A 25,646-nucleotide genomic window follows, 5' to 3' on the forward strand; every position below is an offset into this window, starting at 1 on the left:
CCGATCAGCGGCCACCGCTGAGGTAGAAGCCCGGCCGTTCCGGCTGGTCCACCGCCACGCGCTCTCCCGTGCGCCAGGCCGCGAGGCAGGCATCGATGACGAGGAGCGCCATATAGCCATCCCAGGCGCTGGCGCCCTCGGGCGCGGTGCCGGCATGGAGGGACGCGATCCACTGCTCGAACTGGATGCGATAGGCATCCGCGAAGCGGGCGCGCCAATCGGGCGGAACCTCCAGCCCATCTTGGCCCGCGAGGCGGAGGCTGGTGGGCGGCCCGGGGCGGAGCGAGACCGTGCCTTCCTCGCAGACCAGCTCGCCCCGCACATCGTAGCCGTAGCGGGCATCGGTGAAGGCCTCGATATCGATCACCGCGCCGGATACGCTTTGCAGCACGATGAATTGCGGCTGCCGGCCGGGCGCGAGGCGCGAGGCGCGCGGGCTGATGACGGTCGCGGCGGCCATCTCCTCATCCAGCAGAAAGCGCGCGATGTCGAACTCATGCCCCGCGGTGCTCGCGATGATGCCGGGGGAATCGAGGTAATCGGGGGAGACCGCATTGCGGTGCCGGCAATGGAGGAAGAGCGGCGCGCCGAGGCGGCCGGAGGCCAGATGCCGCTTCATCTCGACATAGCCAGGATCGAAGCGGCGCATATAACCCACCTGCACCAGCCGGCGGCCGGCGGCCATTTCCGCGCGCAGGAGGTCTTCCGCCTCGGCGCGGCCGGCGGCCAGCGGCTTCTCGATCATCACCGGCTTGCCGGCGGCGATGGCCGCAAGGCCGAGGGCGGCATGGGTGGCATCGGGCGTGCAGATGACGACCGCCCCGACCTCGGGGCTCGCGATGAGGTCTTCCGCCCGCTCGAAGGCCTGGGCGCCGAGTTCGCGGCCAAGCGCCGCCGCGCGTTCGGCCGCGAAATCCTGCACCGCGGTGAGCCGCGCGCCGGGAATTTGGCCCGCGAATTTCCGTGCATGATCCGCCCCCATCACCCCGGTGCCGATGACGCCTACTTTGATCTCAGCCATGTCCGAACCTCGTCGTTTCAGCGCGCCAGGGTCATCGGCGCTTCCGGCATCGGCATCGCGCCCGCCGCCGCACCCCAGACCGACTGATCGAAGTTGACGATGGCGCCGGTCATCAGCCCGGCATCCTCGGAGACCATGAAGTTCACCGCCCGCGCCGCTTCCGCCGGATCGACCAGCCGGCCGAAGGGCATCTCGGCCGCGACCTTGCCGAGCCAGTCCGCATCGCCGCGCTCGGCCGCCTGCATCGCGATCTCATGGTCGGACGCCATCCAGCCGACGTTCAGCTGGTTGACGCGAATGCGGTTGCGCATCACCGCGAAGGCGGTATTGGCGGTGAGCGTCGCGAGCCCTCCCTTGGAGGCGCAATAGGCGCTGATGAAGGGCTGGCCGGAGAGCGCCGAGATCGAGCCGATGTTGCAGATGGCGCCCGCGATCCCGCGCGCGATCATCTGGCGGATGGCGGCCTGCATGAGGAAGAAGGGGCCGCGCAGATTGGTCGCGATCATCGCATCGAAGGCTTCGGGCGTGGTGTCGAGGATGGTGCCGCGCTCGGTCGAGGCGCCGGCGATGACGAGCACATGGAGCGCGCCGAAGGCGGCCTCGGTTTCGGTGACCGCCGCCTGGCATTCGGCGACGGAGGCGAAATCGGCGCGGATGAAGCGGGTGGGGCAGCCGGTCTCAGCCTCGATCCGCGCGGCCCGTGCAGCGCCCCGCGCCTCGGACCGGCCGGTGATGACGAGCCCTGCCGCCCCGGCTTGGGCGAGCCTCTGGGCGATGGCGGCGCCGAGCCCCTGGGTCGCCCCGGCGACGAGGCAGATCTTTCCGTCCATACGGTTCATTATGCGGTCTTCTTCTTCTCGGATGGGCAAGGATTGCCACAATCTTCGAGTTTCGAGGGCCGCGATAGATCAGCGATCCCTCAAAAATCCCTCAAAAATCCCTCAGCCGGGGCGGGCGGGGGGCTCGCTCGCCTCATGCAGCACGAAGCCCTCCAGAGGATCGAAGGTGCCCTGCCAAGGCGCGCGGGCGAGCACGCGGCGCGTATCCTCCCGGCCGCTCAGCCGCCGCTGCATGATCCCCTCATGGCTGAAATCGATGTCCTTCATATGATCCTCGCCCGGCAGGCGGGCGGCGATGAGGCGGACGACATGCATCCGCGTGACGCAGCCATAGGAGCGGAGCAGCCGCACGCGCGGATCGGCACGGTCATCCTCGGGCAGGCGGTTCGCCAGCTCGGCGATGATGTGGCGGAGGCGGTGCAGCTGCCGCTGGCGCTCGATATGGGAGAGCGTGCGGCTGGCATATTGGATGTCCTTCTGCCGGCTCGCGACCTCCCAGATGCTTTCAGGCTGCGGCCCGTGCGGGTTCCAGATATGGACCGAGAAGACGAGCGAATCCCGCCGGGGCTTATCGTCGAACACCGCTTCGACCGGGGTATTGGAGAGGATGCCGCCATCCCAGAACAGCTCTTCGCCGACGCGGATCGCCGGGAAGGCGGGCGGCAGGGCGCCGGAGGCCAGGATATGGGAGACGCCGAGCCGCTCCTCCCGGCTGTCGAAATAACGCATCTCGCCGGTGCCGACATTGGCGGCGCCGACCGTCAGCCGGGGCGTGCCGGCGTTGAGCAGGTCCTCGTCGATGAGATCGGCGAGCGTCTCGCGCAGCGCATCCGTCGCGTAATAGGCGGCTTTCTCGACGCCGAGCGGCATGAAGGGGCTGGTGAAGGCGAGCGGGTTGGGGGTGAAGAAGCCGGGCAGGCCGGCCATCAGCGTCGTCCAATTGGCGGCGAGGGAGCCGAGGCCCGGCAGGCCCGCGAGGCTCTGGCCGAGGCTGCGGCGTTCGATGCGCGACCAGAAGGTTTCGAGCTTCGCCATGCGGTCGGCAGGTTTCGACCCGGCGATGAGGGCGGCGTTGATGGCGCCGATCGAGGTGCCGATCACCCAGTCGGGCGCGATGCCGGCATCCGCCAGCGCCTCGAAGACGCCGATCTGATAGGCGCCGAGCGCGCCGCCGCCCTGAAAGACGAGCACGACCTGGCCGAGCGCCGCGGTCTGTGGGCCTGGCCCCGCCGCTGTGGCGCGGGCCTTGGTGCCGCTCGCTCCTTCATCGGTCGGTCCTTGATCGGGCGGCATCGCATTCTCCTCGCAGAGGTCCGGCATCGGGCTGATCGATCCTGCATCGAAGGCTGTCGCGCATGCCGCGCGGGGGATCGGCCGGTGGGTGAGCTAGCGGCGTCCGGCCAAGCCGCGTCAAGCGAAGCCAGTGCCGCCGTCGCCGGTGCCGCTGAATTGTCAATATCCGGACGAGGGCACGACGCTGCTGCCTGCCCTTGACAGAGGCCGCGCGGCAGGGCCGTCAGAGAGGCTTCCCGCCACCGGGGCGCCACGGCGCTCGCTCCCTGACTGTCTGACGCATGAACTCTTCGCTCGCGGGCTTGCGGCAGCTGGCCGGAAAGATCCCCGTCACCCTCTGGCTCGTCACCGCGGTCTCCTCGGCGCAGCTCGCCTCGGCGCTGTCGGTGCCGGTGATCCACCTCATCGGCAGCGCGGCCGCGACCAATCTCCGGCTCATCGCCGGCGCCCTCTGCTTCCTGGCGATCGCCCGGCCGCGCCTCTGGCGCCTCTCCGGCCGCCAGCTCGGCGCGGCGGCGGCCTTAGGGCTGATCACGGCCGCCATGTCCTTCTGCTTCTTCGCCGCCGTCGGCCGCATTCCCGTGGGGCAGGCGGTGTCGATCGAGTTCCTCGGGCCGCTCGCCGTCGCGCTCTCCGGCTCGCGGCGCCTGCGCGATCTGCTCTGGGCGGCGCTCGCCGCGCTCGGCGTCTGGCTGCTCACCCGGCAGGATTATGGCGGCGGCGATCTCCTCGGCCTGCTCTTCGCCGCTGGCTCGGGCGTCTTCTGGGGCGGCTATATCCTGATGACGCGGCGGGTGGGGAAGGTCTTCTCCGGCCTCCAGGGCCTCGCCCTTTCGATGAGCACGGCGGCGCTCGCCGGCCTGCCGATCGGCCTCGTGCCGCACTGGCAGGCCGTCACGCCGCTCGCCGTGCTCGCCATGGCGGGGATCTCGCTGCTCTCGCCGATCCTCACCTTCGGGCTGGAGATGGCCTCGCTGCGGCGGATGGAGCCGCGGCATTTCGGCATCCTGATGAGCCTGGAGCCGGTGGCCGCCGCCATCATGGGCTTCCTCATCCTCGGCCAGCGCCTCAGCCTCCTGCAACTCGCCGGCATGCTGAGCGTGACGCTTGCCAGTTTCGGAACCGTGGCGACCCGTCCTAAAGAAGCGGGCGCGGATAGCAGAGGAGAGGCGTGATGCCCGTGACCGGCCTTGAGCCCTATGACGACCAGAACATCTTCGCCCGCATCCTGCGCGGCGAGATCCCCTGCCGGAAGGTGTACGAAGACGATGTCGCCCTGGCCTTCCACGACATCGCGCCCCAGGCGCCGGTGCATGTGCTGGTGATCCCGAAGGGCCGCTACGTCTCGGCCCGCGATTTCACCGCCCGCGCGGCGGAGGGCGAGATCGCGGGCTTCTGGCGCGCGGTCGGCCGCGTCGCCCTGGAACTCGGCCTCGAAGAGGAGGGCTACCGCCTGCTCTCCAACCACGGGCTGCATGCCGGGCAGGAGGTGCCGCACTTCCATGTGCATCTCTTCGGCGGCGGCCCGCTCGGCCGGATGATCCAGCCGCCCGGGCGCGCCGGCTGAGCGAGCGGGAGGCGGCTCAGACCGTCTCCCAGCTTCCCCGTTCGGCGGCGCGGAACAGCGCGTCGATCACCCGCATATTGGCGATCGCGTCTTCGAGCGGGAATTCCAGCGCTGCCTCGCCCAGAATGGCGCGGGAGACGGCGTCGCCCTGGAGGGTGTACTGGTCGGCCGGCGCGAAGCTTTCGACCTCGGCCATGCGGCCGCCGAGGGCGCGGCCTTCGTCGATCAGGATCTCGCAGGGCGTGTCCTTCGGCGCGTTGAAGGGGATCAGCACCTCCACCCGCGCCTTGCTGCCCATGATCGTCACCCGCTGATGCGGCACCAGCTGCGTCGCGCAGACGAAGCTCAGCTGGCCCTCGGGGAAGGCGAGCAGCGCGCTCGTCAGCCGGTCCGTCCCCATCGCGGGGTCCCGCTCCATCAGGGCGGCGACGCGCCTCGGCTCCGAGCCCCAGATGTAGCGGGCGGTGGCGATGGCGTAGCAGCCGATATCCATCAGCCCGCCGCCGCCGATATCGGCCATGTTGCGGATATTGCCGGGATCATCGAGATAGTAGCTGAAAGCCGTCTGGATCGCTGAGACGCGGCCGAGCCGGCCTTCCCGCACCAGGCTGCGGACGCGCTGCCACCAGGGCGCGTGGCGGACCATGAAGGCTTCCGCGACGATCAGCCCGGTGCGGTCGCGCGCCGCCAGCAGCGCCTCCGCCTCCGCCGCGCCGAGCGCGATCGGCTTTTCGCAGAGTACATGCTTGCCGGCTTCGAGCGCGCGGATCGTCCAGGGAACATGCAGGTGGTTGGGCAGCGGGTTGTAGATCGCCTGGATCTCGGGGTCCGCCAGCAGCGCCTCGTAGGAGCCGTAGGCGCGGGGGATGCCGAGGGCCCCGGCGGTGGCGCGGGCCTTGCCCTCATCGCGCGAGGCGAGGCCGAGGATGCGGCTGACCGCGCCCTTCTGCATCGCCGGGATTACCTGCTCGCGGCCGATTTTCGCCGTGCTGAGCACGCCCCAGTTGACCGTCGCTGCCATGGGTTTTCCTCTGCTTCCGCCTGTTTCTTGCTGATCAGCGTGGGGCGCACCCCGCGCGGCTCGGGCGCAGGGAGCCTGCCTGCGCCGGCCGGCCCTGTCCAGCCGGGCCTGCCGGGTGGTCCTGCCCGCCCGCATGTCGCATTCGGGCTGGGGCACGGTCGCCTCCGGTCCAGTTTTCCGGGCCGGGGCGTTTCACCTAATGGCGGCATCGAGGGAGTTGCGCCGGCCCGCCCCCAGCCTATAGGACTGGCCCCATCGCGCGCCGGCGCGTGCATGCTGTTTCTGGAGGCCTGATGAAGATCCTGGTGCCTGTAAAGCGGGTGGTCGATTACAACGTCCGCGTTCGTGTCAAGGCGGACGGGTCCGGCGTCGAGCTCGCCAACGTCAAGATGTCGATGAACCCCTTCGATGAAATCGCCGTCGAAGAGGCGATCCGCCTGCGCGAGGCCGGCCGCGCGACCGAGATCGTCGCCGTCTCCATCGGGCCTTCGCAGGCGCAGGAGACGGTGCGCACCGCGCTCGCCATGGGGGCCGATCGCGGCCTCGTGGTGGAGGTGGCCGAAGCGGTGGAGCCGCTCGCCGTCGCCAAGATCCTCATGGCGGTGGTGGCCGAGGAGAAGCCCGACCTCGTCATCCTCGGCAAGCAGGCGATCGACGATGATTGCGGCCAGACCGGCCAGATGCTGGCCGCCCTGCTCGGTTGGCCGCAGGGCACCTTCGCCTCCAAGGTCGAGGTCGGCGAGGGGCGGATCGCCGTCACGCGGGAGGTCGATGGCGGCTTGCAGACCGTCTCGCTCGCACTTCCCGCGATCGTGACGACCGATCTCCGCCTCAACGAGCCGCGCTATGCGAGCCTGCCGAACATCATGAAGGCGAAGAAGAAGCCCGTCGCCATCCGCCCGGTGGCGGAACTCGGCATCGATCCGGCGCCGCGACTCAAGGTGCTGAAGACGGTGGAGCCCGCAGGGCGCAAGGCGGGGGTGAAGGTCGGCTCGGTCGGCGAACTCGTCTCCAAGCTGCGCGACGAAGCCGGCGTCATCTGAGACGCGAGACGGGAGAAGAGAGAGATGAAGACGCTCGTTCTGGCCGATCACGATAACCTGGCGCTGAAGGAGACGACGGCGCGGAGCATTGCCGCCCTCCAGGCGCTCGGCGGCACGGTGGATGTGCTGGTGGCGGGGCAGGGTGCCCGCGCGGCGGCGGAGGCGGCGGCCAAGCTCGCCGGCGTCGCCCGGGTGCTGCTCGCCGAAGATGGCGCGCTCGCCCACCAGCTGGCCGAGCCGCTGGCCGCGCTGATCCTGTCCCTCGCCCCGGGCTATGACGTGCTGGCCGCACCCGCCTCCGCCTCAGGCAAGAATGTCATGCCGCGGGTCGCCGCGCTGCTCGATGTCATGCAGGTGTCGGACGTGCTCAAGATCGTCTCGCCCGATACTTTCGAGCGGCCGATCTATGCCGGCAACGCCATCCAGACGGTGCAGGCGACGGATGCGAAGAAGGTGCTGACGATCCGCACCAGCGCCTTCCCGCCGGCGGCCGAAGGCGGCGCCGCGCCGATCGAGACGGTGGCGGCCGCCGCCGATCCGGGGGTTTCGAGCTTCGTCGGCGAAAGCCTCTCGAAATCCGAGCGGCCGGAGCTGCCGTCTGCCAAGATCATCGTCTCGGGGGGCCGCGCGCTCGGCTCTTCCGAGAAGTTCCAGGAACTCATCACCCCGGTCGCCGACAAGCTCGGGGCTGCGATCGGCGCTTCGCGCGCCGCGGTCGATGCCGGCTACGCGCCGAACGACCAGCAGGTGGGGCAGACGGGCAAGGTGGTGGCGCCCGATCTCTACATCGCGGTCGGCATCTCCGGCGCCATCCAGCATCTGGCGGGGATGAAGGACAGCAAGATCATCGTCGCCATCAACAAGGATGCCGAAGCGCCGATCTTCCAGGTGGCCGATTACGGGCTGGTGGGCGATCTCTTCACCATCCTGCCGGAGCTTGAGAAGGCGCTGTAGGCGCCGGAACGGCGGAGGCGAAGGCCGGGGGGACGAGCGCGGCATCCGCGGGCTTGCTGGCGGGGCCGGGGTGTCACGCCTATAGATAGGCGCTGCGTGCTGCGGGCGCTGCCGGGTGGCGGCGCCCGCGCCCGCGCCTCAAGACCGCCCCCGTTGCAGAGAGTGGTGCATGCCGCCTTCCGACCGAGCCGATACGCGGCATGCGCGCATCAGCGCAGAGATGCGGCAGAACATCCTCTCCGGCCTCTGGCCGCCCGGCCACCCCTTGCCCAAGGAAACCGACCTCGCCGCCGCCCACGGCGTTTCCCGCATGACGATGAACAAGGTGCTGACGCAGCTTTCGCGGGAAGGGCTGCTGCTGCGCCGCCGCCGCAGCGGCACGGTGGTGGCGCAGCCGCGTGGCCAGTCCGCGGTCATGGAAATCGCTGATATCGCGCAGGAGATCGCGGGCCTCGGCCGGCTTTACGCCTGGCGGCTGCTCGAAGCCGAGCTGCGGCCGCTGCAGGAGAGCGAGCGGAGCCTGCTCGATCTTCGCCAGGATGGCGGGATGCAGGCGATGCTCATCCTCGCCGGCCTGCATCTCGCCGATGGCGAAGCCTTCTGCCTGGAGACGCGGGCGATCAACACCCGCATCGCCCCGGCCGCGCTGGAGGCGGATTTCAGCACGACCGTGCCCGGCCAGTGGCTGCTGCACTCCATGCCCTTCAGCGCCGCGAGCCATCGCATCCGGGCGGTCAACGCGCTCGGCAAGGATGCCCGGCACCTCGAACTGCCGATCGGCGCCGCTTGCCTCGAAATCCTCCGCAAGACGCGCATCGACCAGAGCTGGGTGACGCATGTGCGCCTGCTCTACCCAGGTGTTGCGCATCAGCTGATCGCCGAATTCGCGCCCTGAGCCGGGACCGGCCCGGGGCGCCGCTTTGATTGACGCAAGCGGAGCGGGCTGGCATTTTTGTATAGACATGTGGGGAGGGCGCGGATGTCTGCGGCGGCCGGCGGGCATAGCTGGATCGAGCGTCTCTTCTCCTATGCCGGCCAGCGCGTTCTCGTGACCGGGGCGAGCCGCGGGATCGGCCGCGCGCTCGCGCTCGGCTTCGCCCAGGCGGGTGCCGCGCTCATCATCACGGCGCGGAGCGCCGAGGCGCTGGAGGCGACCGCCGCGGAGATCGCAGCACTCGGCGGCACGGCGCAGAGCCTTGCCTGCGACCAGCGGGACATCGCTTCCATCCGCCACGCCCTGGCGCTCGCCGGGCCCGTCGATCTTCTCGTCAACAATGCCGGTGTGGAGGAACTCCGCCCGGCGCGCGATGTCGATGAAGCGCTGTGGGACAGGATCATGCAGACCAATCTCAAGGGCGCCTTCTTCGTCGCGCAGGCGGTGGCGGAGGAGATGGCGGGGCGCGGCGGCGGCGCCATCATCAACATCGCCTCGCTCACCTCCTTCGTGGGCGTGCCGAAGGCGGTGCCCTACACCACTTCGAAAGCCGGGCTGCTCGGCATGACGCGGGGGCTGGCCGCCGAATGGGGCGCGGCCGGCATTCGCGTCAATGCCATCGCGCCGGGTTATTTCGAGACTGACCTGACCGCAGCCTTCTACGCGGATCCGGCCTGGGTCGCGGCGATGACGGCGAAAGTGCCGCTCGGCCGCCTTGGGGAGTTGGCCGATCTCGTCGGCGCGGCGCTCTTCCTCGGCAGCCGCGCCGCCGGCTATATGACCGGGCAATGCCTGGTGATCGACGGCGGCTACCTGTCAACGATCTGAAGCGAGGCGGCAAGCACATGTCCGGCATCAACGTCCAGACCCTCCAGAAGCTGAGCGGAGAGGAGCGGGCGGCGCTGACCGCCCGTTCGGAGGCCGATCTTTCGGGCTTTCTCGACAAGGTCCGGCCGATCATCGATGCGGTGCGGCAGGAGGGCGACGATGCGCTGGTCCGCTTCGGCCGCGAATTCGATGGTGCGGCGAGCCTCACCGGGGACCAGCTCCAGGTGTCGGACGCCGAGTTCGACGAGGCCTTCGGCGCGGTGGACGAGGCCGTGCGCGAGGCTATTCGTTTTAGTATCGAGAATATTCGCCGCTTCCATGAAGAGCAGCTGCCCGAGCCGATGTGGCTGAAGGAAGTGCGCCCCGGCGCTTTCGCAGGCGATCGCTACCTGCCGATCAACTCTGTCGCGCTCTACGTGCCGCGCGGCAAGGGCTCCTTCCCCTCCGTCACGATGATGACATCGGTGCCCGGCGTCGTTGCCGGGGTGCCGCATCTCGCGATTTTGACGCCGCCAGGGCCGGACGGCAAGGTGGATGCCGCAACCCTGGTGGCCGCGCGCATCGCCGGGGTCAAGACCGTCTATAAGGTGGGTGGCGCGCAGGCGGTGGCGGCGGTCGCCTTCGGCACCGAGACGGTGCGGAAGGCGCAGAAGATCGTGGGGCCGGGCAGCCCTTGGGTGGTGGCGGCCAAGCGCTTGCTCGCCGGCGCGATCGACCCCGGGCTGCCGGCCGGACCATCGGAAGCGATCATCCTCGCCGATGAGACGGTTTCCGGCGGGCTGGCGGCGCTCGATCTCCTCATCGAGGCCGAGCATGGGCCGGATAGTTCTGCCTGGCTCGTCACCCCGTCCGAGCGCGTCGTGCAGGAGGCGCTTGCCGCGCTGCCCGGCCTCTGGGAGAAGATGACCCCGCAACGGGCGGAGTTCTCCCGCGCGGTGCTGACCGGGCGGGCCGGCGGCATCATCCTCGCGGGCTCGATGGAGGAGGCCTGCGCCTTCGTCAACGATTACGCGCCGGAGCATCTGGAGATCCTCTCCACCAGGCCCTTCGAATATCTCGGCGCGATCACCGATGCGGCGGAGATTCTGCTCGGCCCGCATACGCCGATCTCGATCGCCAATTTCGCGCTCGGCCCCAATGCGGTGCTGCCGACCTCGCGCGGCGCGCGCACCTATGGCCCCCTGGCGGTGACGGATTTCATCCGCCGTAGTTCCGTGGGCTATGTCACCCGCAAAGGCTACCCCGACCTCGCGGCTGCGGCCCGCGTGCTGGGCACCTATGAAGGCTTCTCCTCGCACGTCAACGCTGTCAGCACGCTGCGCGATCCCTTCCTGGCGGAGTGAGGGCTCGGCGGCGGCGGTTCAGGCGAGCACGGCGGCGATCGCGGCTGCCACCCGGCGCATCGCCGGCAGGTAGAGGCCGGGCATCTCCGCCGCCGGGACGACGGAGGCGGCAGCGCCGATATTGAGCGCGGCGACGACGCGCCCGCGCTGATCGGCGACCGGCACCGCGATGGAGCAGAGACCGCGCTCCAATTCCTGATCGATCACCGCATAGCCCTGGCCACGGATCAGCGCGAGTTCGGCGAGGAGTGCCGCAGGCTCGGTGCGCGTGAACGGTGTCAGCGCGCGGATCTCGGAGGCTTGCAGAATGGCGCGCGCCGCATCCTCGGCCAGTGCGGCGAGCAAGACCCGGCCCATGGATGCGCACCAGGCGGGCAGGCGCGAGCCCGGCATGAGGGTGATGGACATGACGCGCCGCTGCGCCGCGCGGGCGATATAGACGATCTCGGTGCCGTCCAGCACGCTGGCGGAGGCACTCTGCCCGACCTCTGCGGAGAGCGCGTCGAGATGCGGCTGCAGCAGCCGCGGCAGGGCATTGGCACCGAGATAGGCATGGCCGAGGCGGAGCACGCGCGGCGTCAGTTCGAAATACTTGCCATCGCTCCGCGCATAGCCGAGTTGGACCAGGGTGAGCAGGCAACGCCGCGCGGTCGCGCGGTCGAGCCCCGTCGCGGCTGAAACCTGGCCGATCGAGAGGCGCGGGCGGCTCGCGTCGAACACCTCGATGACGGAGAGGCCCTTGGCGAAGCCGCCGAGGAAATCCGTCTGCTTCATGGCACCTCCAGACACCAGAACCGTGCGATTATTGAACAAAAATCAAATATCGCACAATTTGGTTGATGAACAGGGGCGCGGGCTCTAGGTCTGAGGGGCCGGCACGCCGGCCAAAAGCTGCGCAGCGCTGCACGGGAAGAACGAGGGCAGATCCATGAAGATAGCCGCCGACGCGGCCGAAGCCGTCTCCGCCATCGGGGATGGCGCGGTGGTGATGATCGGGGGGTTCGGCGGATCGGGCGCGCCGATCGAGCTGATCCATGCGCTGATCGACCGGCGGCCGCGCAACCTCACCATCGTCAACAACAATGCCGGCAACGGGCGGGTCGGCCTCGCCGCGATGATCGATGCCGGGATGGTGGGGAAACTCATCTGCTCCTTCCCGCGCTCTTCCGATCCCCGCGCCTTTACCGAGCGCTATCTGGCGGGCGAGATCGAGTTGGAACTGGTGCCGCAGGGCACGCTCGCCGAGCGTATCCGAGCGGGCGGCGCCGGCATCCCGGCCTTCTATACGCCGACCGGCTATGGCACCGAACTCGCCGAGGGCAAGCCGGTCGTGCATTTCGATGGCCGGCCCTACCTGCAGGAACGCTGGCTCAAGGCGGATTTCGCGCTGGTGAAGGCGCATCTCGCGGATCGCATGGGCAATCTCACCTATACCAAGGCCGCGCGCAATTTCGGCCCGCTGATGTGCATGGCCGCCGCCGAGACGATCGTGCAGGCATCGCGTATCCTCCCAGCCGGCGGGATAGACCCGGAAGCGGTGGTGACACCGGGCATCTTCGTCGATCGTGTGGTGGAGATTGCCGCGCCGGCCCAGGAAGAAGACCTCATTCGCGCGGGAGCGAGCTACCCATGATGACGCAAGCGAGTAGCGTGGCGGAGCAGCGGCTTTCCTCCGCGCAGATCGCCTGGCGTGCGGCGCAGGACATTGCCGACGGCGCCTATGTCAACCTCGGCATCGGCTTTCCCGAACTCGTGGCGCGCTACCAGCCGCCAGGGCGGCAGGCGATCTTCCACACCGAAAACGGCATTCTCAATTTCGGCGAGCCGCCACCGCCCGGCGAGGAGGATTGGGATCTCATCAACGCCGGCAAGAAGGCGGTGACGCTGAAGCCCGGCGCCGCCTTCTTCCACCACGCCGATAGCTTCGCCATGGTGCGGGGCGGGCACCTGGATGTCGCCATCCTCGGTGCCTTCCAGGTTTCCGCCAATGGCGATCTGGCCAACTGGCGCGTCGGCGGCAATGCGGTGCCGGCGGTCGGCGGGGCGATGGATCTCGTTCATGGCGCGAAGCAGGTTTTTGTCATCACCGAGCATCAGACGAAAACGGGTGAGCCGAAGCTCGTGCAGCAGTGCACGCTGCCGCTCACCGGCGTCGGCTGCGTCACCCGCGTCTATACCAGCCATGCGGTGATCGACATCGCCGGCGGCCGCTTCGTGCTGCGCGAGAAGCTGCCCGGCCTCTCGTTCGATGCGCTGCAGGCGATGACCGGCGCACCGCTCGATCTCGATGGGCCGGTGGGCGATCTCATCGCCCCGGTGTTGCAAGGCCAAGGTCATGAGTGAGGCTTTCATCTGCGCCTATACCCGCACCCCGATCGGACGTTTCGGCGGCGCGCTCTCTGCCGTGCGGGCAGACGATCTCGGCGCCATCCCGCTCAAGCGGCTGATGGCGGCGCATCCGGCGCTCGATTGGGAGGCGGTAGAGGATGTGATCTTCGGCTGCGCCAATCAGGCGGGGGAAGATAACCGCAACGTCGCCCGCATGTCCCTCCTGCTCGCGGGGCTGCCGGCATCGGTTACCGGCACGACGATCAACCGGCTCTGCGGCTCCGGCATGGATGCGGTGGCCGTCGCCGCGCGCGCCATCCGCAGCGGCGAGGCGGAGCTCATCATCGCTGGCGGGGTCGAGAGCATGAGCCGCGCGCCCTTCGTGATGCCGAAGGCGCACAGCGCCTTCTCCCGCAACATGGAAATCCACGACACGACGATCGGCTGGCGTTTCATCAACCCTCTGATGCGCGCGCAATATGGCGTCGATTCGATGCCGGAGACCGGCGACAATGTCGCGATCGACTACGCGGTTTCGCGTGCCGACCAGGATCGCTTTGCGCTGGCGAGCCAGGCCAAGGCCGAGGCCGCGCAGCGGAGCGGCCGGCTCGGCCGCGAGATCACGCCCGTCTCCGTCCCGCAACGCAAGGGCGAGCCGCTGCTGGTGGAGCGGGACGAGCACCCGCGGGCGACGAGCCTCGACGCGCTTGCTCGGCTCAAGCCGATCAATCCTGGCATCGCCGGGGCGACGGTGACGGCCGGCAATGCCTCGGGCGTGAATGACGGCGCGGCCGCGCTCATCATCGCCTCCGAAGCGGCGGCGCGGCAGCATGGCCTCACGCCGATCGCCCGCGTGCTCGGAAGTGCGACGGCCGGCGTGCCGCCACGGATCATGGGGATCGGGCCTGCGCCCGCCAGCCAGAAGCTGATGGCCCGCCTCGGTCTTCGTGTTGCGGAGATCGACGTGATCGAGCTGAACGAAGCCTTCGCCTCCCAGGCGCTCGCGACACTGCGGCAGATCGGCATTGCGGATGATGACGCAAGGGTAAACCGCAATGGCGGGGCGATCGCGCTCGGCCATCCGCTCGGCATGTCCGGCGCGCGGATCACCGGCACGGCGGCGCTGGAACTCGCCGAGAGCGGCGGCAGGCGGGCGCTCGCCGCCATGTGCATCGGCGTCGGCCAGGGAATCGCGATCGCGCTTGAGCGGGTCTAGGCTTGGGCGGGCATCGCCCGCCGATCAGCCGAGGTGATCCGGCAAGGACCGGCTCCGCTCTCTCGCGGCGCCCGTGGCGGCTTCATGCCAGCTTCTTGCCTGCGCCACCCCGCCCGCGCAGCGTCGCGTAGATGAGAGCGGAGGAGAGCACAAGCAACCCCTGGAAGACATATTGCCAGGTTTGCGACATGCCGAGGAAGGAGACGACGTTCAGCACCTCCGTCAGCAGCAATGCGCCGAGTGCGGTGCCGATGAAACTCCCTCGCCCGCCGCGCAGGCTGGTGCCGCCCAGGACCACGGCTGTGATGCTGCCGAGCGTGTAGGAGATGCCCTGCTGCGGATCGCCCACACCGATCTGCGCCATGAGCATGATCGCGCCGAGCGCGGTGAAGAGCGCGCTCGCGATATAGCCGAGAATGAAGATCCGGTCAGTCCGCAGCCCGATGCGGCGGGCTGCGTGCTCATCTGAGCCGACGGCGCGCAGCCGCCAGCCGAGGCGCGAGCATCGCAGCAGATATTCGCTGGCGCCGGCCACCAGGCACATGACGAGGAAGGCGACCGGCAGAGGGCCGATCTGCAGCGACAGCGCACCGACGACACCGGCATCGATATAGCCGCCCGGGCCGCCGCGCAGCAGGAAGCTCGCGCCTTGCAGGCCGATATACATGGCAAGTGTCGCCGCGATCGGCGTGAAATTGGCGAAGCGGATGAGCCCGCCATTGATGAGCCCGACGGCGCCGGCACCGAGGATAATCAGCACGAAGCCGGCCGCGAACATGCCGGCCGGATGCCCGGTGTTGATGAAGAAGGATGCGACGACGACGAGGAAGCCGGAAAGCGGCCCTACCGACAGATCGATCCCGCCGAGCAGCATGGCGACCGTCTGGCCAAAAGCGATGAAGCCGAGCGTGGTCGCCAATTGCAGCACATTGCTGATGTTGAAGGCGGAAAGGTAGTGCGGATTGTAGCTGAAGCCGAGGAGCGCGAGCAGAACAGTCACCACCGCGAGCGGGATCACGGTCGCGCTGTCACCCTCCAAGGCCTGCCGCCACCGCGAGCGGCCGGCGGTCTGCCAGGCGGCCTGCTCGGCCTCATGAAAATGGGTGAGCGCACCGACCGCCGCGCCCACGATGCGCGTCTCGGTGATCTCATCGCCCGTCAGCGTCTCGACCACGCGGCCGCGCGACAGCACGATCACCTTGTCGCACAATCCCTCAAGCTCCGCGGCATCCGATGAATTGACGATGACGGCCGCACCATCATCCGCGGCCTGGCGCAGAATACGATAGATCTCCGCCCGCGCGCCGACATCGACGCCCTGCGTCGGCTCATCGGCGATGATAAGATCGGGGCCGGAGAGCAGCGCGCGCGCCATCACGACCTTCTGCTGATTGCCGCCGGAAAGGGCGAGGATCGGCGCTTCAAGCCCCGGCGCCTTGACCGCCAACACATCGAACATCTCGTCGATCATGCGGAGTTCCCGCCGGCGGGACATGACGCCGAACAGCCCCATCTTCCCGAGCGCGCCGGCGGCCGCGTTTTCACGCACCGAGAGACTGCCGGCGACGCCCTCGGCATGCCGATCCGCGGGCATGAAGGCCGCGCGGCGCTGAAGCTCGGGCCGCGCCACCTTGCGTCCGTGGAGGTTGACCTCACCATCGAAAGGCGTGAGCCCCGCCAGCGCCCGCATGAGTTCGGATTGGCCATTGCCGCTGACGCCGGCGACGCCGACAATCTCGCCTGCGGTCGCCGCGAAATTTACATCGCGGAACCTCTGCCCGTGCAGGCCGCGAACCGAGAGGCAGGGCGGCCCCGCCAGGCGGGCCGATTTGGCCGGGAAAGCGGAACCGAGCGTCCGCCCCACGATGAGTGCCAGCAAATCCGCATCGCTCACCGCATCCACCATGCCGCCGCCACGCACCCGGCCGTCCCTGAGGACGGTGACGCGATGGGCGATCTGGCGCACCTCGGCCATGCGATGGGTGATGTAGATGATGGATGTGCCGAGGGCGACCGCTTCGTGAACGCGCCGGAACAGGAGTTCGGTCGATTCCTGGTCCAACGAGGCGGTGGGCTCATCGAGGATCAGGAGCTTCGGCCGAACGGCAAGCGCCTTCGCAAGCTCGATCAACTGCTTCTGCGCGATGGTGAGTTTCTCGCCACGCTCGGACAGCGGAATCTCGAGCCCGACATTGGCGAGGATACCGCGTGCGATCTCCTCCGCCGGCCGGCCGGCAAAGAGCGTGCGCGGCAGCGCGACTTGCAGGTTTTCAAGGACCGAGAGATCTTCCAGCAGGTTCGGATGCTGGTAGCAGATCGCGATTCCGAGCGAGGCGGCGAGTTCGGGCGACATCGGCCCGACCGTCTGGCCTTCGAAAGCGATCGTCCCCTGACTCGGGCGCAAGGCACCGGCGATGATATTCATCAAGGTGGACTTGCCGGCGCCGTTCTCGCCGAGCACCGCATGCACTTCACCGGCGAAGAAGGTGGCGCTCACATCCGCAAGCGCGGTGATACCGGCGAAGCTCTTCGAGACGTTCGAGAGCTGAAGGCGGATATTCGGCTGACCACCGGCGTGGATCTCTCTACCTTTCACGCTCGGCTGCGCTATCGACACCACTTCATTCCGCATTGCATGACCCAGGAGGATGAAACTCTCAAGACATCGGCCCCCGCCTGGCTGCCGGCGGGGGCCGAGCGACGATCACTGGTTGATCACTTTTGCCTGCGCATCGGGAGACATCTGCGCGGAGAGATAGATATTGCCCGGCAGGTTTGGGCGGCACTCGACCGGATGGGGCTTGCCGGTTACCGAATTTTCGAAAACCGGTGCGCGGAACATATTGGTATCGGGCACCTTGCCGCCGGTCGCCTCGGCCACCGCCCAATCCACCGCGAGGCGCACATTGTCGTTGCCGGTGGCGACGGTGAACAGCTTGAAATCAGGGTTTGCCGCATGATGCTGCTGCCAGAAGCAGCCGAGCGAGTTGCCATCGCTGGTCGCGATCGCCGGGATCGACCGGTGGAACTTCTGAAACACCGGCAGCGCGCCGACGAGCGAGGGTCCGAAGTCGGAGATGATGACGTCGATATTGGGATGCTTCGAGATCTCCGAGGTCAGCACCTGCTGCGTCAAGGCAGGGTCCCAGTTGGTCACGTCATAGGGCGCGGGGTTGAGGAAGGTGTAGTTCGCGCCGAGAACGCTGCGCAGACCCACAAGCTCCTCCTGGCCCTGGCTATTGCCCGCCGGCCCGCTGAGGAACAGCATCTTGGCACCCTGCGGGAAGTTCTGCTTGATCCATTCTCCCCAGTTCTTGCCGTCATTCTCGAAGGAGGAGCCAACGAACTGGGTGTAGTTCACACCGGCCTTGCCGCCGACATTGACGCGATAGGGCACGACGATATCGCCAGCGTGATAGACGCTGGTGAGCGCGGGCAGGATAGCGGGGCCGGAATCACCGAAGACGACCATTGCCGGCACGCCGCGGGCCGCCATGCTCTTGATGTCGGAAATCGCCTTGGCCGTATTGCCTTGCGCGTTCGAGTAGATGAAGCTTGTCACGTTCGGGCATTTCGCGGCTTCCTCGGTCGCCGAAGCGCGGGTGATTTCGCGCCAGCTATTGCCACCGAACCCGTCGAGCAAGGCGAGTTGCGTCTTCTTCGCGCCGCACCAGGAGGGCGAGGCGGCCTGGGCGTGAGCCGCGGTCAGTGCCAGCGCGGTCGCCGCTGCGGCCAGGGCCAGCGGCAGTCTAGGAAGCGACAAGGTCATCTCTTTCCTCCGGAGCTTTGGTTTTGTTGATTGTGTTCGTCCTGCTTGGCCAGCGCAGGGAATAGACTGCGATGCCAAATCCAAGCGCGAGCGCCTGGATGATGGTTTGCGCCGAATAGGGCACACCCACGGCGAGCGCGAACTGGCTCAGTTGATTGAGAAACAGCGCGGCAATCACCGTCGATACCGGGTAGCCGCGGCCGCCGAGTAGAGAGGTTCCCGCCAGCACGACCACCGCGACGGAGGGGAGGAGCAGCGAATCACCCTGATAGGCCGTCGGCTGGGCCGTGATTCCGGCGAGCAGAATGCCGGCGACGCAATAAAGGAGTTGCGCGAAGACATAGGCCATCGCCTGGTGCCGCCGCACTTTCAACCCTATCGCACTGGCCGCCAGAGGATTGGCGCCGATCAACTCGAACCTGCGGCCGATCACTGTTTTCTTCACGATGAAGACGAGCAGGAGCAGGATCAGCAGCGCGAACCAGACGGTGTTGCCGATGCCGAAGACGCTGTTCCCCGCGATTGCCGCGAGCAGAGGGGTGGTGGCTTGCGGAACGCCCCCTGAAATCGCGAAAATTGCGCCGTAGAGCAACGCATTGGTTCCGATCGTGGCAACGATCGCGTTGAGCCGCAGCAGGCCGACCATCAGCCCGTTGCAAGCCCCGGCGAGGGCTGTACAGCCGAAGGCTACCAGAACGGCCGGCAACAAGGCGCTGTCATGGCCTGCCGGCAGGTGCGTTGCGATAACGACGGCGAGTGAAACGCCGCCCGCCACCGAAAGATCGAAGCCGCCCTGCTGCACGACGAGCATCTGGCCGAGCCCGACGATCGCCAGGATCGCGGCGAAAGGCAGGCTTCCCGAGAGTGCCCCGGCCGCGATGCTCGATGGCGCGAAGAGAGAACACACAACGAAGAGGAGCGCCGTTGCGGACACCATCGTCGAGAAGCCCCGGGGCACGGGGCGGCGTCTGTCTAGCCTTCCTGCCCTGGATCTGCCTGCCTCGATGGTCATTGCAATGTCCACAATCCTTGCGCGGGTTTCTGCCGTTGAGCGGGATCGGCGAAGGTGCCGTCCTAGAAGGAAGGGCGAGGCACCTTCAGGTCGTCACCATAATTTTCAGATGCTTGCCGGCGGGATCGAGCAGCGCCTCAAAACCATCCCGCACCACGTCGGCGGCGTCGATCGTCGCGGTCACTACGCGTTCCACCGGGAAAATGCCGGCCGCGATCATGCGGGCGATGCGCGGCCAGCTTTGCACCGGGTAGCACCAGGTCGCTTCAATGGTGATATCCTTGAGCGCCCAGAGCATCGGCTCGACCGAGGCCGAGCGCACATGAAGCCCGGCCTGGACGACGACACCCTGGCGCCGCACCGCCTTGACGCAGGCGTTGAGGGATCCCTCATGGCCGACGCATTCGAGCGCGGTATCGACGCCGACGCCACTCTCGGTATTGTCCCGCACGATCTGAACGAGATCGTCTGAGCGTGGATCGATGGGAATGACGCCGGGGACGATTTCCTGCGCCTTGCGCAGCCGATTCGGATTAGGCTCTGATACGAACAGCGTGCTCGCGCCGGCGGCGCGCGCGGCGAGCAGGGTCAGAGCCCCGATCGGCCCGGCACCGGAGACGAGAACCGATGAGCCGGCCTGCACACGGCCGCGATCGACAGCATAGACGGCAACGGCAGCAGGCTCGATCAGCGCCGCCTGCACCGGGCTGAGGGCTTTGGGTACCGGGATCAGGTTGGCGGCATCGAGCACCGCGCGCTCACCCATGCCGCCCCACGGGTGCGACAAGCCGATGACGCCGAGCTTCTCGCTCAGATGCAACAGGCCGCGCCGGGCGTAATAGTCATCCGCCGGCGCCATCAGCGGCTGGATCGAGACGAGATCACCGGGTTTCAGATGATGCACGGCGGCGCCGGTCTCGATCACCCGCGCCGAGAACTCATGGCCGAGGATCTGCGGCAGCGTGGCGCCCGTCAGCGCGTTCGGCTCCGTCGGCGTCACGATCGGGCCGGCGACGAACTCATGCAGATCGGTGCCGCAAATTCCGCAGATGACGGGTGCAACCAGCACGTCGTTCGCTCCGAGCGGCCCTGATGGCTCGGCAACATCTTCGACCCGAATATCGCGCTTGGTGTGGAAGCGAACGGCACGCATCGGTCAATCCTCCTTCATTGGGCGAGATAGCCGCCATTGCAGGTGATCTAGCTGCGATTGTCCATCCGCTTGAGGAAGGGGTGGATCGACACGCGTTCCCAGATACCGGCCTTCTTGAAGGGATCAGCATTGTGAAAGGCCTGAACGTCCTCTTCCGACTCTGCCTCGACGAGGAAGAAGCTGCCGATCATCGTTTCATGATCGGGCGCGAGCAGCGGGCCGGATACCAGGATACGCACCGGCGCCTTGCCAAGATAGGCCTTATGCGCTTCGTAATGGGCCAGCCGCTGCTGCACGGCGCCGGGCTTGTCCAGACAGTGGATAATGAAGTGCATCGGCGAGGCTCCGGCAAATGGCTCAGGAATTCGATCAGATAAAGGAATGCGCGATGGCGATGGCGGGCAGAGCAAGGCCGGCCACGCCCGTTCTGGAAGGACTACCGAATGCGCCGGATCTCTGCCGATCGCTCATTGTTCGTCTCCCCTTTTGACCGTTGCAGCCGCATTTGTTATCGCCTCAGCATGGGCTTCGCAGCGGTCTTACTTCCGCGCAACCTACGAGGCGCAGCCATTTTGGCCAGCGCAATTTTGTTCAAAATGGATATTTTGCATCTCGCCGGGTAGCTGATCGCGGATCTATCCTGCCTCCGACAAACAACGCGCCATCGCGGTATTTTGCACTGCAAAATAAAACGCGCGGATCGAGGAGGTAGAGTGTTCGAAGACTTCGTATTCGATGGCCTGCCGATGCGCGTCGTCTTTGGAGACGGCACCCTCGCGCAACTCGGCGCCGAGGCCGAGCGGCTTGGGCTGCGGCGCGCGCTCGTGCTCTGCACGCCGGAGCAGCGGGAGCAGGCAGGTGAGATTGCGGCGCGGCTCGGGACGATCGCGGTTGGAGTATTTGATCAGGCGACGATGCATACGCCGGTTGCGGTGACGGAGCGTGCGCTTGCCCTTGTGCGCGAGCGCGATGTAGATGGCGTCGTCTCGGTCGGCGGCGGATCGACGATCGGGCTCGGCAAGGCGCTCGCGCTTCGGACCGACATGCCGCAGATCGCCATCCCCACCACCTATGCCGGATCGGAGATGACGCCGATCATCGGCGAGACCAGGGACGGCGAGAAGGTTACGCAGCGCACGCGGAAAGTGCTGCCGGAAACGACAATCTACGATGTTGCGCTGACCCTCACCCTGCCCCCCGCCATCAGTGCCACGAGCGGGATGAATGCGATCGCCCATGCGGTCGAGGCGCTCTATGCTGAGGAGCGCAACCCGATCATCTCGCTGATGGCCGAAGCCGCGATCGGCGCGCTCGCGCGCTCGCTGCCGGTCATCGTCCGGTCGCCGCAGGATCGCGCGGCGCGGCAGGAGGCGCTCTACGGCGCCTGGCTGTGCGGCGTGGCGCTCGGCGCCGTCGGTATGGCGCTGCACCACAAGCTTTGCCATGTTCTCGGCGGCACCTTCGATCTTCCGCATGCGCCGACGCATAGCGTGATCCTGCCGCATGCCGTCGCCTATAATGCGGCGGGCGCGCCGGAGGCGATGCGCCGTATCGCGACGGCACTCGGCACGGATGACGCGGCAACGGGCCTCTTCGATCTCGCCGAGCGCCTGGGCACCCCGCTCGCCCTCGGCGCGCTCGGCATGCGAGAGGCCGATCTCGACCGTGCGGCGGCGCTGGCGGCGGCCAAGCCCTATCCCAACCCCCGCCCGCTGGAAAAGGGCGCGCTGCGCCGTCTTCTCGATGACGCCTATCACGGCCGCAGGCCGCAGCAGTCGGAGCCCCATGCATGACCGCGATTGCCCGCAACTTTACCGAGGAGAACGCGACGGAGGCCGTGCTGCAGCGGAACGAGGGCTGTTCGGATGCGCGGCTGCGCGAGATCATGAGCGTGTTGGTGCCGCATCTCCACGCCGTCGTTCGGGAATTGCGGTTGACACCGGATGAGTGGCTGGCGGCGATCCAGTTTCTTACCCGTACCGGGCAGATCTGCAGCGACCGGCGGCAGGAGTTCATCCTGCTCTCGGATACGCTCGGCGTCTCGATGCTGGTGGATGCCATCAACAACCGCAAGATCGATGAGGTGACGCCGTCAACCGTGCTCGGCCCCTTCTACGTGCAGGGCGCGCCGCATCTCGCGATGGGCGAGACGATCGCGCATCACGGCCGTGGCGAGCCGCTCTTCGTCAGCGGCATGGTGGCCGATGCGGCCGGGCAGCCGCTCGGCGATGTGGAGCTTGATGTCTGGCAGACATCGGAGGACGGATTTTACGACACGCAGGATGCAACGCAGCCGGATATGAACCTGCGCGGCCTGTTCCGCACCGGGGCGGACGGGCGGTTCTGGTTTCGCAGCATTGTGCCCGCCTCCTACCCGATCCCGAGTGATGGGCCGGTAGGCGCGATGCTCAAGGCCCTCGGCCGCCATCCGATGCGCCCAGCCCATATCCACTTCATCCTGCGCGCCGCGGGCTATGAGAGCTTGACCACGCATATATTCATCGACGGTGATCCCTATCTCGATAGCGACGCAGTCTTCGGCGTGAAGGATGCGCTGATCGCCCCGCTTGGCGTGGCGACGCCGGAGCAGCGGAGCGCTTATGGCCTACTGCCTGAGTGCAAATCCATCGCGCTCGATTTCCGGCTGCAACCCGAAACCCATTCCCATCTGGCTGGCGCGCCGAGAGCTGCGCATTCGGCAGGAGCGCGCGCATGAAGAACAGGATGGCCGTCGGCTGGATCGGCCTCGGCAAGATGGGCTCGCCGATGAGCCGTCATCTGGCAGCCGCGGGGTACGAGCTGCACGCCTATGACCCTGCGTCAGACGTGCACGGGCCGATCGAAGCCGCGGGCGGCAGGATCGCGGCGGATGCAGCGGCGGTCGGCGCGGCGGCACCCATCGTCTTCTCCTCCATCCCGAACGATGCCGTGCTGCGCAATCTCGTGCTCGGGCCCGAGGGGCTCGCGCGCGTCATGCAGCCGGGCGCGATCCTGGTCGAGACCAGCACCGTCTCGCCCCGGGTCTCGGCAGAGGTTGCGGAGGCGCTGGCGGCAGCCGGCGTGCACTACCTGCGCGCGCCACTTTCGGGCAGCACGGCAACCGCCGAAGCCGGCAAGCTTACCGTGCTTGCCTCCGGCGATGAGGGTGCCTATCGCCGGGTGGAGCCGCTGCTCGCGGCCTTCTCCTCACGTCAATTCTATCTCGGCCCGGGGGAGGAAGCGCGCTACCTCAAGCTCGCCATCAACATGCTGGTGGGCGCCACCTCCGCGCTGCTGGCGGAGGCGCTGATCTTCGGGCAGAAGGGCAACCTGTCCATCGCCCAGATGCTGGAGGTGATTTGCGAAAGCGCGGTCGCCTCACCCCTCATCGCCTATAAGCGCGACATGCTGGAGCGGCGGGATTTCGCCCCGGCCTTCACGATCGAGCAGATGATCAAGGATTTCGATCTTCTCGTCGATGCCGCGCGGGAGGAGCAGGTGCCGGTCTTCCTCACCGGGCTCATCCGCCAGCAATACGAGGCGGCGCGCGCCCAGGGCCAAGGCGGGCGGGACTTCTTCGTGCTTCTCGAGCAATATGAGGCGATGGCCGGGATGAGACGGCCCCCTATGGCGGGCTAGAGGCGCGGGAAAGCAGCCATGAAGGATCTCGAATGTCTGCGCATCCTGGACTTTCTCGAGCAGCTGCGGCTGCCGTGGCGGGAAGCCTTCCCTCACGCCGATAGCGATCTCGATTGGCGCGTGCTGCATCACCTCGTGGCTGCCCATACGCGCGGCGATCTCGTGACGATATCGAGCCTCGCCCAGGCGGGCTACGCGCCTTATACCACCGCGCTTCGCAGGATCGAGGAGTTGATCGGCGAGGGATTCATCATTCGCGTGCCGCGCAGCAAGACCGGCAAATCCTTCGCGCTGCAGCCGAGCCCGCGGCTCAAGAAGGATTTCGAGCGCTATCTCCTGCAGGTCAAGCGGGTGGTGGCTGAAACCCTTGGCAGCCGCGAGCCTGGGGAGGCGAGCGACGACTATTACTTCGGCGCCCCGGCTGCCGCGAGCCTCGCCTGGCCACCCTCGATGCGCCGGCCGAGCCAGGCGCGCCGCTTCGACCTGCGCTTTCTGCTGGCGGAGGACAACTACTTCGTCGCGATGCAGAATATGTGGGCGGATCTGCGGACGAGCTTCGGCTCCCGGCGCGATTTCACCCTCGCGCGCCTGCCGCAGCTCTATCAACTGGCACTCGAAAATGCGCGGCGGCCGGTTTCGCAATATGACATCGTGGCGATCAATATTCCCTGGATGGGTGAGTTCGCCGCCCAAGGCTATATCCGCCCGGTGGGCGAGGTGGTCCGTGCCGCCGGGTTGGACCCGACCGAGTTTCACGCCGATTTCTGGGCCACCGGCCAATGGCGCGGCAAGCAATATGGCGTGCCCATCTACTGCACGATCGAGACGCTGGCGCTGCGCCGCGATCTCTTCGAGGAAGCGGCGCTGTCCCTGCCTTCGACCTTCGATCAGGTGATCTCGGCCGGGCGCGCGCTGCATGCCCCGGCGCATGGCCGCTATGGCATTACCTGGAACGCCGCGCGCGGCATGCCGATCGCCGCGAGCTTCCTCTTCTTCCTTGCCGATTGCGGCAGCTTCCTGCTGGAGCGCTCAGCCGCGCGCGGAGACGCGCCGGCGCGGCCGGTGATCGACATTCCGGCTGGCCTTCGCGTGCTCGACTACATGCACCGGCTGGTGGAGATCTCCCCACCCGGCGTGACGGAGTTCGACTGGGAGACGAGCCTCGATACCTTTCTCACCGGCCACGCGGCGATGACCTATTGCTGGAGCATGCGCGCCGCGCGCTTCGAATACGATACGAGATCGAAAGTATCCCGCAAGGTCGAGTATCTGCCGCATCCGGCCGGGCCCCAGGGGCGGGTGACGGCGCCGATCGGCGGCTTCGTGCTCTGCGTGCCGGCGAACCTGCCGGAGGAGCGCATTCGCCTCGCGGTTGATGCGATCGCCTGGATCACCTCGCCCGATACGGTGCGCGATCATGTGAAGAGCGGCCTGCCGGTGCGGCCGCGGTTCAGCGTCATTTCGGACCCTGAGGTCATGCGCAGCTCACCGATCGTCAACTTCGTCGAGCGTGTCGCGCGGCGTGATTTGCTGGACGGGTGGCAGCGGCCGCCGATCCCGGAATATGTCGCGGTGGAGACGGTGCTTGGCAACGAAATCCACGATGCGCTGACCGGCCGCACCGGGGACCGCGCCGCATTGGTGAGCGCGCAACAGCAGATCGACGCGCTGTTTCGCAAATCTGCAACAAAAGTCGCCTGAGCGCGC

24 protein-coding genes are annotated in these 25,646 nt (G+C 67.5%); 14 read left to right on the forward strand and 10 right to left on the reverse strand.

The window, feature by feature from the left end; translation table 11 throughout:
* Positions 1–4: 4 nt before the first annotated feature.
* The 3 genes from ACYQ7X_RS05750 to ACYQ7X_RS05760 form a co-directional block, all read right to left on the reverse strand.
* On the reverse strand, positions 5–1,021 hold the full coding sequence (locus ACYQ7X_RS05750) for a Gfo/Idh/MocA family oxidoreductase (RefSeq protein WP_459695903.1): 1,017 nt from the start codon (positions 1,019–1,021) through the stop codon (positions 5–7).
* Positions 1,022–1,038: 17 nt separating this feature from the next.
* Complete coding sequence (locus ACYQ7X_RS05755; RefSeq protein WP_459695905.1) at positions 1,039–1,860, reverse strand: SDR family oxidoreductase; 822 nt, start codon at positions 1,858–1,860, stop codon at positions 1,039–1,041.
* Positions 1,861–1,962: 102 nt separating this feature from the next.
* Complete coding sequence (locus tag ACYQ7X_RS05760; protein WP_459695906.1) at positions 1,963–3,180, reverse strand: DUF3734 domain-containing protein; 1,218 nt, start codon at positions 3,178–3,180, stop codon at positions 1,963–1,965.
* Between the two features lie 254 nt (positions 3,181–3,434).
* Between ACYQ7X_RS05760 and ACYQ7X_RS05765 the strand changes: the two genes are divergently transcribed.
* Together ACYQ7X_RS05765 and ACYQ7X_RS05770 are read left to right on the forward strand one after the other, a co-directional pair.
* Positions 3,435–4,328 (forward strand): EamA family transporter, encoded by an 894-nt coding sequence (locus ACYQ7X_RS05765; protein WP_459695907.1) that lies wholly within the window; start codon positions 3,435–3,437, stop codon positions 4,326–4,328.
* Positions 4,328–4,720, forward strand: a complete 393-nt coding sequence (locus tag ACYQ7X_RS05770) for a histidine triad nucleotide-binding protein (protein ID WP_459695908.1) — start codon at positions 4,328–4,330, stop codon at positions 4,718–4,720. Before ACYQ7X_RS05765 ends, ACYQ7X_RS05770 begins: the two co-directional genes overlap by 1 nt.
* A 16-nt stretch (positions 4,721–4,736) precedes the next feature.
* Here the strand turns inward: ACYQ7X_RS05770 and ACYQ7X_RS05775 are convergent, their stop codons facing one another.
* The gene (locus ACYQ7X_RS05775; protein ID WP_459695909.1) at positions 4,737–5,741 is read right to left on the reverse strand and encodes a Gfo/Idh/MocA family protein; all 1,005 of its coding nucleotides are present in this window, start codon (positions 5,739–5,741) and stop codon (positions 4,737–4,739) included.
* 293 nt (positions 5,742–6,034) lie between these two features.
* Here ACYQ7X_RS05775 and ACYQ7X_RS05780 point away from each other — a divergent pair, with 293 nt between their 5' ends.
* The 5 genes from ACYQ7X_RS05780 (at position 6,035) to hisD (ending at position 10,843) form a co-directional block, all read left to right on the forward strand.
* Positions 6,035–6,784, forward strand: coding sequence for an electron transfer flavoprotein subunit beta/FixA family protein (locus tag ACYQ7X_RS05780; protein WP_459695910.1), 750 nt, complete (start codon positions 6,035–6,037; stop codon positions 6,782–6,784).
* Positions 6,785–6,808: 24 nt separating this feature from the next.
* Entirely contained in the window at positions 6,809–7,738 is a 930-nt protein-coding gene (locus tag ACYQ7X_RS05785) for an electron transfer flavoprotein subunit alpha/FixB family protein (RefSeq protein ID WP_459695911.1), read from the forward strand.
* 169 nt (positions 7,739–7,907) lie between these two features.
* On the forward strand, positions 7,908–8,633 hold the full coding sequence (locus ACYQ7X_RS05790) for a UTRA domain-containing protein (protein ID WP_459695912.1): 726 nt from the start codon (positions 7,908–7,910) through the stop codon (positions 8,631–8,633).
* 84 nt (positions 8,634–8,717) lie between these two features.
* Complete coding sequence (locus tag ACYQ7X_RS05795) at positions 8,718–9,500, forward strand: SDR family NAD(P)-dependent oxidoreductase (RefSeq protein ID WP_459695913.1); 783 nt, start codon at positions 8,718–8,720, stop codon at positions 9,498–9,500.
* A 17-nt stretch (positions 9,501–9,517) separates the two neighbouring features.
* Positions 9,518–10,843, forward strand: a complete 1,326-nt coding sequence (gene hisD / locus ACYQ7X_RS05800; protein ID WP_459695914.1) for a histidinol dehydrogenase — start codon at positions 9,518–9,520, stop codon at positions 10,841–10,843.
* Positions 10,844–10,861: 18 nt separating this feature from the next.
* Here hisD and ACYQ7X_RS05805 read toward each other — a convergent pair whose 3' ends face one another.
* Positions 10,862–11,617 (reverse strand): IclR family transcriptional regulator domain-containing protein, encoded by a 756-nt coding sequence (locus ACYQ7X_RS05805; protein WP_459695915.1) that lies wholly within the window; start codon positions 11,615–11,617, stop codon positions 10,862–10,864.
* Between the two features lie 154 nt (positions 11,618–11,771).
* On the opposite strand from ACYQ7X_RS05805, the gene ACYQ7X_RS05810 reads away from it, so the two are divergent.
* The 3 genes from ACYQ7X_RS05810 to pcaF are packed head-to-tail and all read left to right on the forward strand — an operon-like array spanning position 11,772 to position 14,387.
* The gene (locus tag ACYQ7X_RS05810) at positions 11,772–12,476 is read left to right on the forward strand and encodes a 3-oxoacid CoA-transferase subunit A (RefSeq protein ID WP_459695916.1); all 705 of its coding nucleotides are present in this window, start codon (positions 11,772–11,774) and stop codon (positions 12,474–12,476) included.
* On the forward strand, positions 12,473–13,186 hold the full coding sequence (locus tag ACYQ7X_RS05815; RefSeq protein ID WP_459695917.1) for a CoA transferase subunit B: 714 nt from the start codon (positions 12,473–12,475) through the stop codon (positions 13,184–13,186). The genes ACYQ7X_RS05810 and ACYQ7X_RS05815 overlap by 4 nt, the downstream gene beginning before the upstream one ends.
* Positions 13,179–14,387, forward strand: coding sequence for a 3-oxoadipyl-CoA thiolase (gene pcaF, locus ACYQ7X_RS05820; RefSeq protein ID WP_459695918.1), 1,209 nt, complete (start codon positions 13,179–13,181; stop codon positions 14,385–14,387). The genes ACYQ7X_RS05815 and pcaF overlap by 8 nt, the downstream gene beginning before the upstream one ends.
* 82 nt (positions 14,388–14,469) lie before the next feature.
* On the opposite strand, the gene ACYQ7X_RS05825 is transcribed toward pcaF, so the two are convergent.
* From ACYQ7X_RS05825 to ACYQ7X_RS05845, 5 genes are all read right to left on the reverse strand, one after another.
* On the reverse strand, positions 14,470–17,004 hold the full coding sequence (locus ACYQ7X_RS05825; protein ID WP_459695920.1) for an ATP-binding cassette domain-containing protein: 2,535 nt from the start codon (positions 17,002–17,004) through the stop codon (positions 14,470–14,472).
* An 87-nt stretch (positions 17,005–17,091) separates the two neighbouring features.
* Positions 17,092–18,156 carry a substrate-binding domain-containing protein gene (locus ACYQ7X_RS05830; protein WP_459695921.1) on the reverse strand — a complete coding sequence of 355 codons (1,065 nt, stop codon included), beginning with the start codon at positions 18,154–18,156 and terminating at the stop codon, positions 17,092–17,094.
* The gene (locus ACYQ7X_RS05835) at positions 18,137–19,168 is read right to left on the reverse strand and encodes an ABC transporter permease (protein WP_459695922.1); all 1,032 of its coding nucleotides are present in this window, start codon (positions 19,166–19,168) and stop codon (positions 18,137–18,139) included. Before ACYQ7X_RS05835 ends, ACYQ7X_RS05830 begins: the two co-directional genes overlap by 20 nt.
* A gap of 85 nt (positions 19,169–19,253) precedes the next feature.
* Positions 19,254–20,321, reverse strand: coding sequence for an alcohol dehydrogenase catalytic domain-containing protein (locus ACYQ7X_RS05840; protein WP_459695923.1), 1,068 nt, complete (start codon positions 20,319–20,321; stop codon positions 19,254–19,256).
* Positions 20,322–20,368: 47 nt separating this feature from the next.
* The gene (locus ACYQ7X_RS05845) at positions 20,369–20,656 is read right to left on the reverse strand and encodes a YciI family protein (protein ID WP_459695924.1); all 288 of its coding nucleotides are present in this window, start codon (positions 20,654–20,656) and stop codon (positions 20,369–20,371) included.
* A gap of 378 nt (positions 20,657–21,034) precedes the next feature.
* Here ACYQ7X_RS05845 and ACYQ7X_RS05850 point away from each other — a divergent pair, with 378 nt between their 5' ends.
* From ACYQ7X_RS05850 to ACYQ7X_RS05865, 4 genes are read left to right on the forward strand one after another with little or no spacing between them, the layout of a single operon-like run.
* A complete protein-coding gene (locus ACYQ7X_RS05850) occupies positions 21,035–22,114 on the forward strand; it encodes a maleylacetate reductase (protein WP_459695925.1) in 1,080 nt (359 codons plus the stop codon).
* A complete protein-coding gene (locus ACYQ7X_RS05855) occupies positions 22,111–23,037 on the forward strand; it encodes an intradiol ring-cleavage dioxygenase (protein ID WP_459695926.1) in 927 nt (308 codons plus the stop codon). Before ACYQ7X_RS05850 ends, ACYQ7X_RS05855 begins: the two co-directional genes overlap by 4 nt.
* Positions 23,034–23,939: an NAD(P)-dependent oxidoreductase gene (locus tag ACYQ7X_RS05860; protein WP_459695927.1), complete on the forward strand. Its 906-nt coding sequence runs from the start codon at positions 23,034–23,036 to the stop codon at positions 23,937–23,939. The genes ACYQ7X_RS05855 and ACYQ7X_RS05860 overlap by 4 nt, the downstream gene beginning before the upstream one ends.
* An 18-nt stretch (positions 23,940–23,957) precedes the next feature.
* On the forward strand, positions 23,958–25,640 hold the full coding sequence (locus tag ACYQ7X_RS05865; RefSeq protein ID WP_459695928.1) for an extracellular solute-binding protein: 1,683 nt from the start codon (positions 23,958–23,960) through the stop codon (positions 25,638–25,640).
* Positions 25,641–25,646: the final 6 nt, after the last annotated feature.

Source organism: Acidisoma sp. C75, from assembly GCF_054665095.1.